The following is a 21,004-nucleotide window of genomic DNA, read 5'->3' on the forward strand; positions in this document are numbered from 1 at the left end:
ATTTTCCTTATATTAGAATCTATTTTTATAAGGATCATATAAAAAATTAAAAGGGAAAGTACTGAAAGTCTCTCCCTTTTTCTCAGAAATAATCTATTATCTTATATAGCTAAGAAAACTTTATCAATAGCTTCTTGATGACGCGCTTTGTGTCGCATAGGACTACCCGGTGCTGGAGCGGCATAAGCATCCATTGCTGCTACTCTCCATTTTACCATATCAAAGTTCATAAGCATATATCCGTAAGCTCCCATATTCTTAGGTTCTTCCTGTGCCCATACATAGTCAGTTATATTAGGATAACGAGCAATCGTTTCTTTCAATTGTTCAGTAGGCAATGGGAATAACTGCTCTATACGTACTAAGGCAACATCTCTTCTATCTAATTTTTCACGTTCTGCTAGCAAATCATAATAGAATCGTCCTGAACAGAACACAAGTGTAGTTACCTCTTCAGGATTCACTTGAGTATCATCTAACACTTCTTGGAAATGCCCATTTGTAAGCTCCTCAACGGAAGAAATTACTAAGGGATGTCTTAGGAGACTCTTTGGAGAAAGTGCAATAAGAGGTTTTCTGAAAGGAGCTTTAAGTTGTCGGCGGAGCAAATGATAGAGGTTAGCTGGAGTAGTACAATTGGTAACAAACATATTCTGAGAAGCACACAATTGTAAATAACGTTCCAAACGAGCAGAAGAGTGTTCCGCCCCTTGTCCTTCATAACCATGAGGAAGTAACATCACCAATCCACTTTGATTCTTCCATTTGTCCTCTCCACAAGATATATACTGATCTATCATGATCTGAGCTCCATTGGCAAAATCACCGAACTGAGCCTCCCAGATAGTAAGTGTTTGTGGAGAAGAAAGTGCATAACCATATTCAAAACCCAATACTCCATATTCAGATAATAAGGAGTTATACACATAGAATGTTCCTCCTCCTCCTTCATTTTTGATACGAGTAAGAGGAATAATCTCTTCTTCTGTATCCTCTACCTTAACTACTGCATGACGATGAGAGAATGTACCTCTACCCACATCTTCCCCAGAGAGACGTACATCATGACCTTCAGCCAAGAGTGTCGCAAATGCTAAATGTTCAGCCATTCCCCAGTCTACTTTCTGTTGTTCAAAGTAAAGATTGTGTCGTTCTCTAATAATTTTAGTTATCTTATTAATAAATTTTTTGTCCTCAGGCAAAGTGGTTATAAGAGAAGCCAGTGCATCAAGTTTCTCTCTTTCAAAAGAAGTATCTACCCTTAGGAGCATATCCTGCTGAGAGGCAATATGATCAAAGCCTTTCCATTCATTTTGCATAATAGGGTTTATAATGGTAAGATCCTTTAAGCGAGAAGCCTCTAATTCTGTATCCAAATGATTACGGTAATTCTCTTCATACGCCTCTATCTCCTTAGCTGAGATTATCCCCTGATTCACTAGCTTTTCGGTATAGATAACCGTTGGATTGCTGTGATTTCCTATAAGTTTATATAAAGCTGGCTGCGTAAATCTTGGCTCATCTCCCTCATTATGTCCATATTTTCTATAACCAATTACATCAAGGAATATATCTTGGCCAAAAGTCATACGATAATCCAAGGCAAGAAGCATAACACGAACAACAGCTTCTGTGTCATCTGCATTTACATGTAAAATTGGTATTTGGAATCCCTTAGCAATATCTGTACAATAGGTAGTAGAACGGGAATCTGAAGGATTGGTCGTGAATCCTATTTGATTATTAATCACTATATGAATAGTTCCATGAGTTTTATACCCACGCAAGCGTTCCATCTGCATTACTTCATATACAATTCCTTGCCCTGATACGGCTGCATCCCCATGCACTACTATTGGCAATACCTTAGAAGGGTTTTCTTTATAATGGTTATCTTGCTTAGCCCGTGTAATTCCCTGTAATACTGCACTAACTGTTTCTAAGTGTGAAGGATTCGGTGCTAAGTTCAATATTACTTCACCTCCTTTTTCCGTTGTATGAAGAGTCGTAAGTCCTAAGTGATACTTTACATCTCCATCAAATTCAGGATTTTCATAATCCTTCCCATCAAATTCGGAAAATACATCTTGAAGATTTTTTCCTAAAATATTAATAAGAACATTGAGTCGACCACGGTGAGCCATTCCTATCACTACTTCTTTAACTTCTTTCTGGTCAGTAGCCGTTTCTATAAGAGCATCCAAAGCAGGTATCACTGCCTCATTTCCCTCCAATGAAAAACGTTTCTGTCCTACATATTTATTATGGAAGAAGTTCTCTAAGGTCGTGGATTCTGCTATTTTTTTCAGAATACGAACTTTTTCTTCTTTAGAGAAATCTGCTGTAAAAGACTTAGAGTACAATTTACTTTGAAACCACTTCCTTTCTTCAGGAGAATCTAAATGTTCAAATTCTATTCCAATAGTTTGTGTAAAGGTATCCTGTAGTTTTTTCAGAATTACACTTAAAGTAGAAGGTTCTAATTGCAACTCTTTTGCTGCATCAAACACTGTATTCAGATCAGCTTTGGAAAGTCCAAAACTCTCTAAATCAAGGGAGACAACGGTTGTTTTACGTTCTTTCAGAGGATCAATCTGAGCAAATAAGTGTCCATATTGTTGATAAGCCTTGATAAGATTCAGTACTCTCAATTCCTTTTCAACCTTACCAGAAAGAGGTATGGCAACTTCCTGAGGAGTTTCTACAGGGATTGTCCTGCTTGTCTGTTCTGAAGATTCTATTTCAAAGAAATTCTCTCCATAACTCTCACGAGCAAAATCAAATCCTTGAAAAAAAGCTCTCCAACTAGCCTCTACCGAATCTGGATTCTCCAAATATTGGTCATATAGATCTGCAAAAAACTGTGTGTTTGCTGCATTAAGAAAAGAATATTTATCCATAGGGGGAATATATTTTTAAAAATTTCTTACAATTATATTAAGGGCAAATATACAAAAAATAATCATAAAAATAGCATGCTTTTCTATATTTTTTACTCATAGTTTATAAATAATATTTTTATCTAATAATAGTTGCTATTTTAGAATTTAATCATGAATTTTTACATGTTTGAAGCGATTATGTGTCCATAAATAATATTGAGGAGCTTTTCTTATCTGTGCTTCTAACATATTGGTAAAAGTATCTGTTATTTCGTATTTTGCTGTTAGGGATGGTTCTTGGGAAATTATGGTAAAAGTAGCTTCATAATAACCTCTCTTTACCTTTTGGATATCACAGAAAACCACTGGAAGATTAAACTGTTTAGCAATACGCTCCGCACCCGTGAATACAGGTACTGTTATCCCCATAAAACTACGCCAATATCCCTTAGGAGAATCAGAAGGGGATTGATCACTAGCAAGTCCGTAAGCACATAATTCACCTCTGTGCTGTTGCTTACGTATCTCTTCTATCGCCCTATAGCGAGAAATAAGATAACTATGGAACTTTTCCCTGAGATTACGTATAAACTGGTCAAAGTATCTGTTTGTAATAGGTGTATATAAGGCATAGGAAGTATGAGGAATCTGAGAAGCCAAAGAAAGTAACCATTCATAGCTATTATAATGCCCACACATAATAATAAAACTTTGCCTTTTTTGAAAAAAAATATTTAAAAGCTCCTTATTAGGAAATACCATTCTTTGCTGCATTTCTTTTTGGGAAAAAGCCATAGTTTTGAGCATTTCCAAAAAAATATCACAAAAATGATGATAAAACTCTTTTTCTATTTTCTTTATTTCAGCAAATGTTTTCTCAGGAAAAGAAAGTAACAAATTATTCCTTACTATCTTTCTTCTATAACCAATCACTCTATAAATAATAAAGTAGAGACCATCAGAAAGTCCATACAAAAGCCTATTAGGTAATCGTGAGATCACCCAAAGAAAAGGATAAATAAGGATAAAAACGAGCAATTGCATTGAAATATTATAGCCGGATTATACCTCTCTATTATTATCCCAATTTTCAAGATATTGAGCAACTCGTTGTACAAACATACCTCCCAATGCTCCGTTAATCACTCTATGATCAAAACTATGAGAAAGCATAAGCTTATAACGTATAGCTATAACATCTCCTTCAGGAGTTTCCACCACTGCAGGAACTTTTTGTATAGCACCAATAGCTAAAATACCTGATTCCGGTTGGTTTAGTATAGGGGTGCCAAAGAGATTACCAAAGGCTCCAATATTAGTTACTGTATAAGTACCTCCCTTTACCTCTTCAGGCTTAAGCTTATTCTCACGAGCACGCTTAGCCAAATCATTCACATTCTTAGCTAGACCTACTAAACTTAATTGATCCGCATTCTTTATCACTGGTACTATTAAATCCCCATTAGGAAGCGCAGTCGCCATTCCTATATTGATATTCTTTTTCTTGAAAATACGCTCTCCATCTGTAGAAATATTCATTAAAGGAAAATCACGTAACGCTTTAGCCACTGCTTCAATAAAAATAGGGGTAAATGTAAGTTTTTCTCCTTCACGAACCTCAAACTGTTTCTTGTATTTGTTACGCCAATTCCAAATACGAGTAACATCCACCTCAATAAAGCTAGTTGCATGAGCCGCTATCTTCTTGCTTTCACTCATATAGTTAGCAATCAGTTTACCCATACGAGTCATCTCTATCACCTCTACATTCTCATCTACTGGAGAAGGTGTATAGGTAGTAGGTTTTTCTTCTGGCTTGTTCTCTGGTATTTGTAAAGTATTATTAGGCACCTCTGTAGTGGACACTTTCTTTACTTCTTCTTTTGTAGACTTCTGAGGAGATTCATCTTTAGTGTGTGTTGCAGTAAATGTTTTCATGAAATCCGCTATATCTGGATACTTTACTTCTTCTTGTACGGGTATTTCAGGAATAGGCACCTTTTCTTGTTCAAGAGTAGATGTAGCTAAAACCTCTTTCTCTGTACTATTCTGATTAGGAAGTCCTTCTTGCACTTGAGTTTGGGCTTCATTCATTTGCACTTGAGATTCTGATATAGGATGTGCCAGAGAAGATATCATTGGTTCCTTTTGAGAAGGAATTGACTGCTCTTTGACATTTACTTGAGGATCATGCACCTCTATTTTATCATCAGTAGGAATAGAACTTTCCCTAGACAAATTCTCCTGAGTAGAGACAGGAGTCTCCTCAACAGATTGCTGCACTGGTATAGGTTCTTTTTCTTCCCTTGGTTGTACAATTCCCTTTCTTGCCTCAATATAACGTAAAATATCATATTTGGTAACACGTCCTTCGGCTCCTGTTCCTTTTATAGAAGCTAATTCATCCTGAGAAATATTCTCCTCTTTTGCTATAGTTCTTACTAATGGAGAATAAAAAGTATTCATTCCACTTTCCTCCTTAGAGGCAATTGTAGGTACAGAAGTTGGCAAGTAAGGTACCTGTTGTATTATCTGCTTTTGTTCATCACTGAGTTCTTCCTCCTTAGTCTCCAAAGGAGATTTTTCTTCTTGAGTAGAAATTACAGAAACTTCTGTCACAGAAGGTTGTAGCGACTCTGGCATAGAAATAGGTGCTATAGTAGGCTGTTGCACTTCGGTTTCTATAATAGCCATAAGCTGTCCCACTTTAACTACTGTTTTTTCAGGAGTTAAAATATCCATAATTATCCCTGATACTTCACTAGGAATCTCAGAATCTACCTTATCGGTGGCTACTTCCACCAAAATATCATCAACCTGTACTGTATCTCCTACCTTTTTAAGCCAAGAAGAAACTGTTGCTTCTTCCACACTTTCCCCCATTTGAGGTAATTTTAGCTCATATCTTGCCATTTTTAATTCTTTTTAAACTGTTCAGAATCATGTTACTCTTAAAAGGTGAAATTTATTATCTACCTTTAATTTTATTACAAATTACTGTACCTCAAAGGGTATGCGATGAAGAATACTTCTACCCAAAGTTACCTCATCGGTATATTCCAATTCATCTCCTACAGAAATTCCTCTTGCTATGGTGGAAGTAGTAATATCAAGACCTTCCAATTGTTTGAATATATAAAAGTTGGTCGTATCTCCTTCCATTGTATTACTCAATGCAAAAATAATTTCCTTCACTGTTCCTTCCTTAGCCTTTTTTACTAAAGAAGCAATATGTAGCTCATTAGGTCCTATTCCATCTATCGGTGATATCCTACCACCAAGTACATGGTACAAACCATTATATTGTCCTGTGTTCTCTATTGCCATTACATCACGTACATCCTCCACTACACAAATTACAGAAGGATCACGATTGAAACTGGCACAAATTTCACAAATTTCAGTATCCGATATATTATGACAATTTTTACAATAAGTAATTTCATTACGAAATCTCACTAAAGAATTTGCCAATTGTTCTACTTGTCCATTAGGTTGTTTGAGCAAATGTAATGCCAACCGAAGGGCTGTACGCTTACCTATTCCTGGTAATTGAGATATTTCATATACTGCATTTTCCAATAATTTGGAAGAAAAGTTCATAATTTCTTATGGTTAATTAAGACCGTAATTCCGCTCCTACCTCCTTACTAAATGTATCAAGCAAAACATTCATGACCTTATCAATCTGTTTATCTGTTAGAGTTTTATTCTTATCTTGAAGGACAAAGCTAAGCGCATAACTCTTCTTTCCTTTAGGAAGTTTATCTCCTTGATAAACATCAAATAAAGAAACCTTCTTAAGAAGTTCCTTTTCCGTTTTAAAAGCTATCTGATAGAGTTGTTCAAAAAGAACATTTTCATCCAAAAGTAGTGCCAAATCTCGGCGCACTTCAGGGTATTTAGGAATCTCTGTGTAAAATACTTTCTTCGAAAGATTCTCCAATACTTTATCCCAACTAATATCTGCAAAGAAAACCTCCTGCTTAATATCAAAATAATTTAAAATACTCCTTTTCACCTCTCCAAGGGATGCTAAATGTATCTTTCCCAAACTAAGCTGAATACCTTCTTGAAAAACAGATTCATCAGTAGGACTTTCAACAACCTCCTTAATACCTAAGCGCTCAAGGATCCTCATTATATATGCCTTCAGATAATAGAAATTCGTTCTCTGGGTAGGAGCATTCCACATTTCAGGATATACATTTCCTGTAAGAAAAAGTGTAAGATGCTTAGGCTCCTCAAAATTATCTCCTATCCTATGATAAGTTTTACCAAACTCAAAGAGAGCCAAATCACTACGCTTACGATTATTATTATAAGCAATAGTTTCCAATCCTGAGAATAGCATATTCTGCCGCATTACTGCCAAATCTTGACTTAATGGATTGAGTATAGCGACTGCTTGATTGGGATCAATATCTGTAGAAAGTTCATTATATTTTGCTGTAGTAAGGCTATTATTCATTATTTCAAAAAAGCCCTGTCCTGCAAGCTGTGCACCTATGATATTCTGTATATTAGTATCCTCATACTTACTAGAATGAGCCATAGTAGCACTTACTTTGGAAGAATACTCTATTTTGTTATAGCCATATACACGCAGTATCTCCTCTATCACATCTACATCACGCTGTACATCTACTCGATATGAGGGTACAGTGAGTCCCATTCCTATTTCAGTAATACTATTAATTTGAATATCCAAAGAGTGAAGAATGCTTTTAATTTCATCACGAGGAATTACCTGCCCTATAAGATTATCTATTTTTTCATAAGTCAAGAACACTTTGAAATCCTCTATCTTCTTAGGATAGAAATCAATCACATCAGAGGAAATTTCTCCTCCTGCCAATTTTTTAATAAGAATAGCAGCACGTAAAAGTGCATATTTGCAAGTATCCACATTGATGCCTCTTTCAAACCGAAAAGAAGCGTCTGTACTAATTCCATATCGTTTCGCTGTTTTACGAATAGCTATAGGGTTAAAGTAAGCACTCTCCAAGAAAATATGAGTAGTATCTTGGCTTACTCCTGAATTATTACCTCCGAGTACCCCTGCAAGGCATAAAGGCTTGTCCATATCACAGATAACCAAATCCTCAGCGGAAAGACTGCGATCTACTCCATCCAAAGTTTGAATTCTCTCTCCCTCTGTGGCGTTACGTACAATTATCTTCTTACCTGAGATATGTAAGGCATCAAAGACATGTAAAGGTTGTCCCAAATCATGAAGTACATAATTGGTTGCATCTACCACATTATTCTTAGGAATGATTCCTATGGCTCTCAATCTGTTCTGTAACCAAGCAGGTGAAGGAGCTACCTTAATGTTAGAGATACTCACTCCACAATAACGCGGAGCTAATTCTTTGTTATCTACTAAAACATCTATTTTAAGTAATCGGTTATTAACAAAAAAATCAGTTACTGAAGGGGTAATAATTTCTTTATTAATTCCTTGTTGTAAGAGTCCTGCTCTAAGATCACGAGCCACTCCCAGATGGCTCATAGCGTCAGCACGATTAGGAGTAAGCCCTATTTCAAAGATCACATCAGAGACCACATTGAACACCTCACCACAAGGCTTCCCATTAGGTAAGGTATTCTCCAAAACTATAATGCCTTCATGGTTATCTCCTAAGCCAAGTTCATCTTCTGCACATATCATTCCAAAGCTCTCCTCTCCTCTTATCTTTCCCTTTTTTATCTTAAAAGGAACTCCTTCCTTATCATAGAGTGTTGTACCTATGGTAGCAACAGCCACCTTTTGTCCTTGGGCTACATTAGGAGCACCACATACTATAGGGACTACCCCTCCCTCTCCTAAGTCTACCTTAGTAAGGCTCAACTTATCTGCATTAGGATGCTTAACACATTCCAATACTTCACCTACCACTACTCCTGCAAGTCCTCCTTTTATACTTTCATAAGTAGTTATACCTTCCACTTCCAAACCTAAGTCTGTAAGAATCTCACCTACTTTTTCTTTAGGTAAGTCAATCTTAAGAAAGTCCTTAATCCAATTATATGAGATTTTCATAAAATGATGCTATGTTTTGGAGTCGCAAAATTACTATATTTTATTGTAATGAGAAAATTTTTTTTAATTGAATACATAATATCTTTATTTGATAATTAAGTATTCTTTCTAATATAATTATAATTAAAAGAATTAAACAAAACATTTTCAGCAATTTTGTAAGAATAAAAATATTGTATCTTTGCCTTTCAAAAAAAGTAATTTATAAAAAAATGAAAAAATTAGGATTAATCTTGCTTTTAGCAAGTACCATAGCCTTTAGTCAAAACAAAAAAAATGGTTGGGATGCTGTCAAACTTAAAGGAAAGGTAAAGATATATCGTATATTAGATTATCGAATAGATGAAGATGGGAAGCCTTTCAAAGGCAACTCAGAACTCCTAATAGAATTCAGTCCTGTAGGGAGAACTACTAAAATTCAAATCAATAATAACGGAGTAATCATGTCCTATCATGACACCTATAATGATCAAGGGTATTTAGTAGAATCAGTTTCAAAAGATGAAGATAACAAAACCTTTTCTACCAATCTTTACGAATATGATAACAAAGGCAATCGAATTAGGAACGACCTGCTCACCGCTGAAGGGAATCTTTCTATGAGTACTTTCTCAAAATATAATGATAAAAGTTTACTTATAGAGAAATCTAAATGTGTAAGAGGAAAATGTGATGAGAAAACTACTTTTACCTATGATAAGAAGGGATTTCTTATTCAAGAGGATAAGTATAAAAAGAATGTACTTACCAGTAAAACTCTTTATAAGAATGATGCTACAGGAAATCCTTTGGAAAAGTTCCTCTATGATTCCTCTGATAAGCTCTTAAAGAAAGTAACTTCTAAGTATGATATTCAGGGTAATGAGATAGAGACTATTACCTATGAAGGTGATGGAACCATCTCAGAAAAGAAGACCTATCTTTACGAATATGACAAGATGAAGAACTGGACGAAGAAAACCGAATTTCACAATGGGGAACTCTTTTCAATCATTGAACAACAATTTGAATATTATAAGTAATAAAAGAGAGGGAGAGGCTACCCTTTTCGGACAGTTTCTTTTTTGTATTCTATAGATTATCAACCTGGGTTTTGCTTCCATTTTCCTTTTATCTCATCTATCTTAGTAACCATCCTTTTCTCAGGATTATAGGACTGATGGAGAGTCTTATATACATAGACTTGTTTGCTTAAGAGCTTTTGTAGCTGCTGAATACTACCCTAACTACCAATGCTTCTGCTGTGCCTGTAAAGAGAAGCAAAGCAATAGGAAAATTATTGAACATATTTTCATATCAATTTAATTAGTTAATTTGTTGATTTGCTCATTCTTAATAGGCGAGTAGAAATAACGATCTTCGTAGATAAATTCGTAGCCTCCTAAGGCCTTATGTCTGTACACTTTTTTAGAAAGAATGGCATTCTTAGGCTGTCGGTTTTCATTATTTTTTTTCCATTTGTCTAAGACTTCCTCATAAGGAATATCGGGGGCATAGGTATATACCCTTTTTTCTTCTTTTTTAAGTCCTATATTGGAATCTCTCGGTTCGTACAGTTCCAATTCATGGATATTTCCTAAATCATCATAGGAGAGTTTTTGCTTATCTCTATAGCCATTCTCCCTTATATACAGTTTTTCTATAGCCTCCCCTTTACTGTTATACCTCACTTGGGGGGGTACACCTTTCTTGTAGGTTGTCTCTTGTATAGAGAAATGATACCATTCCTTGGGAGGGTCATAGGTAATGCCTCCCCAACCTTTTTCAGTATTATCTCGACTCTCATCTTTTTTGAGATATAACTTCCCGTCTATATTCTCAAAATAGAAGGTCCTAAAGGATTGCCAGTCTCCTTTTTCATTTTTATCATATATTCTCTCTTGGATTTCCGCTCCCATATATACATAATGGATCATTTCCCGCTCCCGCCAGCTTTCAGTAGCTCGGTCGTACTTATAGACTAACTTACTCAGTAGGCTATCTTGCGGGCTATACTCACATACATACTTATACTTATCGTTCCATTTTCCTTTTATCTCATCTATCATGGTAACCGTCCTTGTCTTGGGATCATAGGACTGATGGAGGGTCTTATATATATACTCTGTCTTATCCGAATGGAACTGGATCTGCTGGATACTATCCAATTGCCAATGTTTCTGCTGTGCTTGTAAAGAGAAGCAAAGCAATAGGAAAATTATTGAAACTATCTTCATAAGAGTTTTGAGTTTTGAGTTTTGAGTTGCTATTGTTGGTTTAATAATTTACTGGCTTGCTCATCAGTTAATGGACACATTACCCCTGTTCCACCTAACTCGGCAAGCCAATACCCCTGGGCATTCTTAAAGAGATAGTAATTAGTACCAGGAGCAGTATCCATACCACAGCCCTTTCGGTAACCTGTATAGATAGCTAAGAGTTCTACATCTTTGTTTTGGAATAACCTTGTGGTACCATAATACCAATAATCTTTATCGGCTAAGAAACCATTGCCCGCTGGGGTTAAGGTAGGTGTATCATACCCCTGAACAACCCGTAGCTTTTCTTTTTCTCCCCATCTGTCGTAATAATACACTTTGTCCTTATCCTTATAGAAACCACTGCCCAAACCTACAAATGTATTGGCATCTGCCCTTTGAGGCGTTTGTGCAACGTATATCTTATTATTAGCTTTGTACAAATTATATGCAAAAGCATCTTGTATTTCAGCCTTTTTATCCATAGCATTATTCACCAAAAATAATTTTCCCTCTTTGAGATCTTTTACTTGTTTTGGGGTCAGATTAGGAAAATAGTCTTTTTTACCTTCTCCGAAAGGATAAAAAGCCTGATTGAGATAGATTACATAAGCTCCCTTGTCAAAATTATAGAAAGTATTCTTCCCAAGCACAGGAGGAACGGTATAGTGGAAAGGCATTTTTTCTTTACCATTGTAATAAATACCTTTTTTATCATACTTAAAATCTGATTTAGGAAGCATTCCAAAGGTAGGAGCATCGTAATTTGTTTTGTAATCAGCCTCTGAATAGACAGTTTTCCCATCGGAGATATACTCACTATTTACTTGGTCAAAAACACGTATATTAGCAAAGTTTTTCTTTTCTATAGGAGTCTTAGCTTTTCCATAGAATATGTGATCTTTGTCCATAGCATAGTGCCTTGAAAGTGGTCTAAGTGTCTTGGCATCAACTTCCTCCATTTCTATCCATTTAAGACTTCCTAAACCAAAATCAGGCCTATATAGCACATATTTTGAGGTTTTAAAAAGTATATTGTTTATATTTTCTATTCTTTCCCCTTTGTATAAGACAGGCTCTCCCTTATAATAAGTATTATTTTTATCAGAGATTAGTTCAAAATATTTATTTGTTCTCACAGAAGGGCTATGAGAACCTACTATTTTATTTTCGTAATAATAGAGGTAATCCTTATCCTTAAAATAACAGCCACTAAAATACTCTACCGCCTCAAAGGAGGCTGGGTCAGCTACCTCTATTTCTTGAGTCCCTAAAAAAGCCTTTTGATTGGTACGCCATAGATATTCCACCCCCTTATAGACGCCTCCTTCCCCTCTGGGGCGTTCCTTCTCCCCTACTACCTTAAATCCTGTAGTATCAATAGGAAAGAAAACACCTTGGTAATAAATACCATTTTTGTCCATCGCAAATCCATCTCTCTTAAGCTGAAAAGAAGGCATATCTGCCGAGAATTCATGGCGCGTATCACAGGTTTGGTATATCAGCCTATTTTGGTTTAGGATATACCCCTCTACATATCGGCAACCACTATTCCAGTTTTGCGATACGTCTAAGCTACTCACCTTAGTGGCATCGGTAACTTGTAGGATTTCTTTTTGGGCAAAAAGATAGGGGCTTACACAAAAAAGCCATAAAAGTAATATAAAAAATCTCATAATAGTTTTGAGTTTTGAGTTGCTGTTAATTTGTTCACTATCTAATAAGCAGATTATGTTCAGTTCCTAAGAACTCTACAAAGACACCGCCCCCTATCTTAACCAGCCAATAGCCTTCGGAGTTTTTGAAGAGATAGAAATCAGAAATAGGCATAGAAGGGCGACTACAATGATGACGATGTCCTTGGTAAGAAGCCAAAAGTTCTGCTTTATCACTCTTTATAAGCCGTATGGAAAGATAATATACATAATCCTTATCCTTTAGGAAAAATCTATCAAAAGCAGCCTTCAAAGAAGCTATATCATATCCCTCTATAAAAGATATTTTTTGTTGGACAGAAAAATACACTCTATTTTTATCTTTACCTAATGAATTATATTGTCCTGTATATAGCCACTTGAAAGTAGCTTCGTCTGCATTTTGGGGGCAGGATTTTTTTGAGGTTTTCTCCCATAACTGATGTGGATAAATATTTCTTCTTTTGACTTCTTCTATCTGCTCTTGAGTAAGGGTATACACTTTGTCCTCCCAATTATCATACACTTGATTGTTATAAAAAATATTTCCATTGAGATAAGATAGATTCTTTCCCAACTTAACAGGCGCTTTATAATCAAAAGGAATTTTATTTGACACATCATGATCTCTATAAACACCATTTTTATCATATAGATAATATTTGTCTAATATTCCAAATGTCTTGGCATCAAGATTTACTTTTTCATTTCGCTTTCTGAAAATATCCACTCCATCAGTAATATATTCATTAAAAGCTCGAATTCTTCTTTTGTTTTTGAGAGGAACAAGTAAGGTATCTGTCCCATAAGTTTGGGCATAATAGACATTTTTCTTATCCATCGCATAAGTTTCGGATAATCCCTTAAGAGAATGTACATCCACAAAAGCAGGAAGCTCTACGAATTCATCTTCATAAGTATTCTTATTATTTTTGAATATAAGCGCATAGTGAGGTGTTTTAAAGATATTACTTGTCAGCTGTGTTAGGCTTTCTCCTTTGTAGGTGAAGACTTCCCCTTTGTAATAAGTATTATTCTTATCAGCGACAACCTCTGAAAGAGAATACGAGGGGCGAATACTTTGAACATCGGCTCCTTCTACTCTTTTGCCACGATAGTATAGATAATTCTTATCCCTATGATATAAATCATTAAAATATCTCAGACTTTTGAAAGTCTGAGGGTCTGCCTCTGGGATTTCTTCTGTATTGAAATATACTTTATAATTGGTTCTCCAAATACAATCTTTGCCTGAGGGGAAGTACTCCCCCTGAGCAATAGGCTTATCCATGACAGCAATCAAATAACACCCAGAATCAGAAGGGAAAAACTTTCCTTCAAAATAGACACCATTTTTGTCCTTGGCAACAATATTTTTATCCCCTATAAGATAATTATTCCAATCATCCAATTGGAAAGTCTCCATATCTGGATGGATTATTTCTCTTGACTGTTCTTCTTGATAAATTACATAATTATCATTGATAAGATACCCTTGGTTATAGATAAGCTGTACCTCTGCTTTGAGCCCTTCTTTAGTCTGAGCAGGTTTTATATAAACTGTATCAGTATCTTCTTGAGCTACTGCTGAGTATATTCCTATACAGAAGAGGAAAATATAAAATATCTTCATAATAGTTTTGAGTTTTGAGTTGCTATTGTTGGTTTAATAATTTACTGACTTGCTCATTGGTCAATGGACACATTGCCCCCTCTCCGCTTAATTCGGCCAACCAATACCCCTGGGCATTCTTAAAGAGGTAGAAATTAGGAGTAGGGGCGGGATCCATACCCCAGCCTTTCTCATAGCCCTCATAGATAGCCAAAAGCTCCACGTCCTTGCTTGGGAACAACCTTGTAGTACCATCATACCAATAATCTTTATCGGCTAAGAAACCATTGGGAACTACCTTTAGCGAGGCGTTGTCATAACCCTTTACTACTACATATCTATGTTCGCTCCTCCAATCATGTTGGTTATTATCATACCACTCCTTATAGAGCAGATGATAAACTTGCCCTTGGTGTCTCCAAAAGGGATAGGAAAGCTGCTCAAAGCCTGTGGTGTCTATTTCTTTATTCTTTTGTTTATCGTCTTGGGAAGGGAATAATTCCCTTAGGGGAGTATTTCCTTCTTTGAGCAGCGATAACTGCTGGGGGGTGAGGTGAGATACATAAAGGCTATCGTCATAAGCCTTATAATAAGCCTGATCCTCATAGACAAATAGGTCCTGATTATCCATATAGAAAAAGTTTTTCCCATACTCAGGGCGGTTTGTATAGTGGAAAGGCAGCTTTTTACGCCAATTATACACCCCATTCTTGTCATACTGATAGTAATAATGCCCTGGAACAATCCCAAAAGTCACTGCATCATAGCCAGAGAGTGGCTTTTTTCCTCTGTACACCTTGTTTCCATCGGTCACCAAAACCTCAAACAGCTTTATTTTACTCAAATTCTCCTTGGGTATGGGTACTCTAAGGTCTTTATTTTCTAATGGATAGCTATTTTCATCATAATAGAGATGGTTTTTATCTATCAAATAGAAATCATTCAGCCTTCGTAAGGTAGGAATATCAAAATAATCAGGGAGCTCTATAAAGTAATCCTCCGCCCTCTCTTTATCGTATTCTGCATTATAACGCAATACATGGGTAGCGGTTTTGTATATATTATTCGATACCTGCTGTACCCGCTCTCCTTTGTAGATAAAGGGCTTCCCTCGGTAATAGGTATTGTCCTTGTCGGAGACAAATTCCTCATCTGCCAATTCCTTCTGAAGGGTAGCCACATCAGCCCCTTCTACCTTTTGGTCATAATAGTATAGATAGTTTTTGTCCTTGAAATAACAAGTGGTAACCGACTCGAAGGTGGCAGGATCGGAGATAGCAATCGGCTTTGTTCCCCTAAAAGCCTGCTTATAAGTTCGCCAAATAGGTTCTTCCCAATAATAGTCAGACTGCTTGTCATAATGGCTTATAACGCCCACTACTCTAAAGCCTGTGATATCAATCTTTATTAAATCCCCTTGGTAATAGATCCCATTTTTGTCTTTGGCTAATCCCGATATATCAAGGCGCGCGAAACTCGCCATATCAGGTTTTATGATCTTGCGGGTATTTTTTCCTTGGTAGATGACATAATCCTGATTGATGATATAGCCCTCCACATAGGGACGCTTATATTTCTTAAAGGAACTCCATAGGGAATCCGTGCGATGGATATCGGATACAGTTATAGTATCTCGTACCACAGCCTCCTTTTCGGCTGTAGTAGGGAGTTGCTCCACAGGCTTTTGCTTGCAAGCAACGAGTAATAACGTAAAAAGTAAGAGACGATTCATAAGAGTTTCGAGTTTCGAGTTTTGAGTTGCTATTGTTGGTTTAATAATTTACTGACTTGCTCATTGGTTAGTGGACTCATTACCCCTTCGCGACCTAATTCGGCCAACCAATAGCCCTCAGCATTCTTAAAGAGATAGAGATTAGTACCTGGAGCGGAATCCACACGACAACCTCCTCGACGGCCCACAATGATAGCCAGAAGTTCTACGTCCTTGTTTTGGAACAATCTTGTAGTACCATCATACCAATAATTTTTATCGGCTAAGAAACCTCTGGAAACTGCCTTTAGAGAGGCATTGTCATAGCCTTTTACTACTACATATCGGCGTTCGCTCCTCCTCCATTTATGTTGGTCATTATCATACCACCCCTCGATCAAATGATAAATCTGTCCGTTATGCCTCCAAAAAGGATTATGCCTCGAAGAAGAATAGGAAAGCTGCTCAAAACCAGTGGTATCTATTTCTTTATTCTTTTGCTTATCGTCTTGAGAAGAGAATAATTCCCTTAGGGGTGTGTTTCCTTCTTTTAGCAGCGCCAACTGCTGGGGGCTGAGGTGAGGTACATAGAGGCTATCGTCATAAGTCTCATAATAAGCCTGATCCTCATAGATAAATAGGCTCTGATAATCCATATAGAAAAGGTTTTTCCCATACTCAGGGCGGTTTGTATAGTGGAAAGGCAGCTTTTTAAACCAATGATACACCCCATTCTTGTCATACTGATAGTAATAATGCCCTGGAACAATCTCAAAAGTAGCCACATCATAGCCAGAGAGTGGCTCTTTCCCTCTGTAGATCTTGTTTCCATCGGTTACAAAAACCTCAAACAACTTTTTTATTTTGCTCAAATCTTCCTTAGCTATAGGCACCCTAAGGTCTTTGTCCTCTAACGGATAGCTACTTTCATCATAATAGAGGTGATTTCTATCTATCAAATAGGAATCATTCAGCCTTCGTAAGGTAGGAATATCAAAATAATCAGGGAGTTCTACAAAGTAATCCTCCGCCCTCTCTTTATCGTATTCTGCATTATAACGCAATACATGGGTAGCGGTTTTGTATATATTATTCGATACCTGCTGTACCCGCTCTCCTTTGTAGATAAAGGGCTTCCCTCGGTAATAGGTATTGTCCTTGTCGGAGACAAATTCCTCATCTGCCAATTCCTTCTGAAGGGTAGCCACATCAGCTCCCTCTACCTTTTGGTCATAATAGTATAGATAGTTTTTGTCCTTGAAATAACAAGTGGTAACCGACTCGAAGGTGGCAGGATCGGAGATAGCAATCGGCTTTGTTCCTCTAAAAGCCTGCTTATAAGTTCGCCAAATAGGTTCTTCCCAATAATAGTCAGACTGCTTGTCATAATGGCTTATAACGCCCACTACTCTAAAGCCTGTGATATCAATCTTTATTAAATCCCCTTGGTAATAGATCCCATTTTTGTCTTTGGCTAATCCCGATATATCAAGGCGCGCGAAACTCGCCATATCAGGTTTTATGATCTTGCGGGTATTTTTTCCTTGGTAGATGACATAATCCTGATTGATGATATAGCCCTCCACATAGGGGCGCTTATATTCCCAAAAGGAACTCCATAGGGAATCCGTGCGATGGATATCGGATACAAGTATGGTATCTTGTACCACAGCCTCCTTTCCGGCTGTAGTAGGGAGTTGCTCCATAGGCTTTTGCTTGCAAGCAACGAGTAACAAAGTACAAAGTAATAGACGATTCATAAGAGTTTTGAGTTTTGAGTTTTGAGTTTTGAGTTACTATTGTTGGTTTAATAATTTACTGGCTTGCTCATTGGTCAATGGACACATTGCCCCCTCTCCGCTTAATTCGGCCAACCAATACCCCTGGGCATTCTTAAAGAGATAGAAATTAGGACTAGGGGCGGGATCCATACCCCAGCCTTTCTCATAGCCCTCATAGATAGCCAAAAGCTCCACGTCCTTGCTTGGGAACAGCCTTGTAGTACCATCATACCAATAATCTTTATCGGCTAAGAAACCATTGGGAACTACCTTTAGCGAGGCATTGTCATAGCCCTTTACTACTACATATCTACGTTCGCTCTTCCAATCATGTTGGTCACTATCATACCACTCCTTATAAATCAAATGATAAATCTGTCCCTGGTGTCTCCAAAAGAAATAGGAAAGCTCCTCAAAGCCTGTGGTGTCTATTTCTTTATTCTTTTGCTTATCGTCTTGAGAAGGGAATAATTCTCTTAGAGGTGTATTTCCTTCTTTTAGCAGCGCCAACTGCTGGGGGTTGAGGTGTGGTACATAGAGGCTATCGTCATAAGTCTTATAATAAGCCTGATCCTCATAGATAAATAGGAGCTGATTATCCATATAGAAAAAGTTTTTCCCATACTCAGGGCGGTTTGTATAGTGGAAAGGCAGCTTTTTACGCCAATTATACACCCCATTCTTATCATACTGATAGTAATAATGCCCTGGGACAATCCCAAAAGTAGCCACATCATAGTCATAGAGTGGCTCTTTCCCTCTGTAGAGCTTGTCCCCATCAGTTACAAAAACTTTAAACAACTTTATTTTACTCAAATTCTCCTTGGGAATAGGCACTCTAAGGTCTTTGTCCCTTAACGGATAGGTATTTTCATCATAATAGAGGTGGTTTTTATCTATCAAATAGAGATCATTCAGTCCTTTTAAGGTAGGAATATCAAAATAATCAGGGAGTTCCACAAAATAATCCTTCGCCTTCTCCTTTTCCTTATCATCATCTCCTCCATTATAGCGCAATACATGGGTAGTGGTTTTGTATATATTATTCGATACCTGCTGTACCCGCTCTCCTTTGTAGATAAAGGGCTTCCCTTGGTAATAGGTATTGTCCTTGTCGGAGACAAATTTCCCCTCTGCCCGTTCCTTCTGAAGGGTAGCCACATCAGCCCCCTCTACCTTTCGGTCATAATAGTATAGATAGTTTTTGTCCTTGAAATAACAAGTGGAAACCGACTCAAAGGTCGCAGGATCGGAGATAGCAATCGGTTTTGTTCCCCTAAAAGCCTTCTTATGAGTTCGCCAAATAGGTTCTTCCCAATAGTCAGACGGCTTGTCATGATGGCTTATAACGCCCACTACTCTAAAGCCTGTGGTATCAATCTTTATAAAATCTCCTTGGTAATAGATCCCATTTTTGTCTTTGGCAAAAATCAGGATTATGTCAGCTGCCGATCCCGATACATTGAGGATTGCAAAGCTCGCCATATCAGGTTTTATGATCTTGCGGGTATCTTTTTCTTGGTAGATGACATAATCCCTATTGATGATATAGCCCTCCACATAGGGGCGCTTATATTCCCAAAAGGAACTCCATAGGGAATCCGTGCGATGGATATCGGATACAGCTATAGTATCTTGTACCACAGCCTCCTTTTCGGCTGTAGTAGGGAGTTGCTCTACTGGCTTTTGCTTGCAAGCAACGAGTAACAAAGTACAAAGTAATAGACGATTCATGATAGTTTTGAGTTTTGAGTTATAGGGTTTTAGATAATGACAAGTAAGTAGTCACTTGTCATTAGTCACTATTCATTAGTTGTTGGTTCATCGGTCATCCATTGCCATCGTTTACTGATATCATAGGTTTGTTGCTCATAGATAACCTTCTCGCCTTCTAAGAAAGCATTTTTTCCCCATACGAGCGGAGTGGTATATTTGAAAGGGAGTTTTTCTCCATCCATGTAAATACCATTTTTGTCATAAACAAGATCTCCAGGGTACTCTGGCACTATCCCAAAAGTATGAGCATCATAGGGTGTAGGGTCGCTCCCATGATAAATAGTCTTACCATCGGAGATATAAGAATAGGTTCCAAAAGTTTGTATCTTGTCAAAATCTCTTTTTTTGATAGGGAGTACTTTTTCTCTAAAGAACACATGGTTTTTGTCCATAAGATAATCTGAAGAAGCGCCTGAAAGGCTATCAATAAAAAGTCCCTTAAGGGTGGCAACATCCATATAGGATACTTCCTTCCAATAAGGAGCGTCATCTCCCCCAACGTCCAATGTTAAAGCAAGTACATACCGAGAGGTCTTGAAAAAATCCTCTGTCACGAGCTCTACAGGCTCTCCCTTATAAGTGAGGATTTTATCCTTGTAATAAGTATGGTTTTTATCTGCTACTGCATAGGTAATACCAGATAATCTTATATATTGGCTATCAGAACCTTCTATCTTTTTCTCACAGAAATACAAAAACTCCTTGTCCTTGAAATAATAGCATGGAGTATAATGATCATACGCCATTTCAAAGGATTCTGGGTGGGCTACCTCCATAGGTTGCGTACCTAAGAACACTTTCTTATTGGTTTTCCAAATAGGCGTATTTTCCTCACTCAGAGGTATCTCTTTTACACCAACTATTTTAAAGCCTGTGGTATCCATTGGGAAGAAATAGCCACGGTAATAGATGCCGTTTTTGTCCATGGCAAACCCATCTCCTTTTCCCTTGAAAGTAGCCATATCAGGGCTAAGGCGTAGGGTGGCTTTCTTGCCCTGATAGAGTACATAATCCTCATAGACAACATATTCTTCACTATAGTTATTACCATATTGGTCAGAGAAATAGCCTTTATAGTCATCTGGGTCAGTTATGGACACTATATGAGTTGTCAAACCCTCTGGGTAATCTTTCTGCTCCGCAGGCTTTTGCTTGCAAGCGACGAGTAACAAAGTACAAAGTAAAAGACGATTCATGATAGTTTTGAGTTGGTTATTAGCTAATTGACTCATTGGCTAATTGGCTTATTAGATTGCAAATATACT

13 protein-coding genes are annotated in these 21,004 nt (G+C 37.2%); 1 reads left to right on the forward strand and 12 read right to left on the reverse strand.

The window, feature by feature from the left end:
• Window positions 1–101: 101 nt before the first annotated feature.
• The 5 genes from VJJ03_RS03545 to pheT all read right to left on the reverse strand — a co-directional run bounded on the left by VJJ03_RS03545 (window position 102) and on the right by pheT (window position 8,928).
• A complete protein-coding gene (locus VJJ03_RS03545; protein ID WP_323973886.1) occupies window positions 102–2,900 on the reverse strand; it encodes a 2-oxoglutarate dehydrogenase E1 component in 2,799 nt (932 codons plus the stop codon).
• 147 nt (window positions 2,901–3,047) lie between these two features.
• Complete coding sequence (locus VJJ03_RS03550) at window positions 3,048–3,926, reverse strand: lysophospholipid acyltransferase family protein (protein ID WP_323973888.1); 879 nt, start codon at window positions 3,924–3,926, stop codon at window positions 3,048–3,050.
• Window positions 3,927–3,944: 18 nt separating this feature from the next.
• Complete coding sequence (locus VJJ03_RS03555; RefSeq protein WP_323973890.1) at window positions 3,945–5,795, reverse strand: 2-oxo acid dehydrogenase subunit E2; 1,851 nt, start codon at window positions 5,793–5,795, stop codon at window positions 3,945–3,947.
• An 81-nt stretch (window positions 5,796–5,876) separates the two neighbouring features.
• Entirely contained in the window at window positions 5,877–6,485 is a 609-nt protein-coding gene (gene recR, locus VJJ03_RS03560; RefSeq protein WP_323973892.1) for a recombination mediator RecR, read from the reverse strand.
• A gap of 16 nt (window positions 6,486–6,501) precedes the next feature.
• Window positions 6,502–8,928, reverse strand: coding sequence for a phenylalanine--tRNA ligase subunit beta (pheT, locus tag VJJ03_RS03565; protein WP_323973894.1), 2,427 nt, complete (start codon window positions 8,926–8,928; stop codon window positions 6,502–6,504).
• A gap of 212 nt (window positions 8,929–9,140) precedes the next feature.
• Here pheT and VJJ03_RS03570 point away from each other — a divergent pair, with 212 nt between their 5' ends.
• A complete protein-coding gene (locus VJJ03_RS03570) occupies window positions 9,141–9,950 on the forward strand; it encodes a hypothetical protein (RefSeq protein ID WP_009746254.1) in 810 nt (269 codons plus the stop codon).
• Between the two features lie 279 nt (window positions 9,951–10,229).
• Here VJJ03_RS03570 and VJJ03_RS03575 read toward each other — a convergent pair whose 3' ends face one another.
• The 7 genes from VJJ03_RS03575 to VJJ03_RS03605 all read right to left on the reverse strand — a co-directional run bounded on the left by VJJ03_RS03575 (window position 10,230) and on the right by VJJ03_RS03605 (window position 20,935).
• Window positions 10,230–11,144, reverse strand: a complete 915-nt coding sequence (locus VJJ03_RS03575; protein WP_009746256.1) for a hypothetical protein — start codon at window positions 11,142–11,144, stop codon at window positions 10,230–10,232.
• Between the two features lie 29 nt (window positions 11,145–11,173).
• On the reverse strand, window positions 11,174–12,841 hold the full coding sequence (locus VJJ03_RS03580) for a DKNYY domain-containing protein (protein WP_323973896.1): 1,668 nt from the start codon (window positions 12,839–12,841) through the stop codon (window positions 11,174–11,176).
• Between the two features lie 37 nt (window positions 12,842–12,878).
• Window positions 12,879–14,492, reverse strand: coding sequence for a DKNYY domain-containing protein (locus VJJ03_RS03585; protein ID WP_323973898.1), 1,614 nt, complete (start codon window positions 14,490–14,492; stop codon window positions 12,879–12,881).
• Between the two features lie 22 nt (window positions 14,493–14,514).
• A complete protein-coding gene (locus tag VJJ03_RS03590; protein ID WP_323973900.1) occupies window positions 14,515–16,203 on the reverse strand; it encodes a DKNYY domain-containing protein in 1,689 nt (562 codons plus the stop codon).
• 29 nt (window positions 16,204–16,232) lie between these two features.
• Complete coding sequence (locus VJJ03_RS03595; protein WP_323973902.1) at window positions 16,233–17,942, reverse strand: DKNYY domain-containing protein; 1,710 nt, start codon at window positions 17,940–17,942, stop codon at window positions 16,233–16,235.
• A gap of 36 nt (window positions 17,943–17,978) precedes the next feature.
• Complete coding sequence (locus VJJ03_RS03600) at window positions 17,979–19,697, reverse strand: DKNYY domain-containing protein (protein WP_323973904.1); 1,719 nt, start codon at window positions 19,695–19,697, stop codon at window positions 17,979–17,981.
• Window positions 19,698–19,765: 68 nt separating this feature from the next.
• Complete coding sequence (locus VJJ03_RS03605) at window positions 19,766–20,935, reverse strand: DKNYY domain-containing protein (protein ID WP_323973906.1); 1,170 nt, start codon at window positions 20,933–20,935, stop codon at window positions 19,766–19,768.
• Between the last annotated feature and the right edge of the window lie 69 nt (window positions 20,936–21,004).

The organism is Capnocytophaga sp. G2, from assembly GCF_035282625.1.
Lineage (GTDB): Bacteria > Bacteroidota > Bacteroidia > Flavobacteriales > Flavobacteriaceae > Capnocytophaga.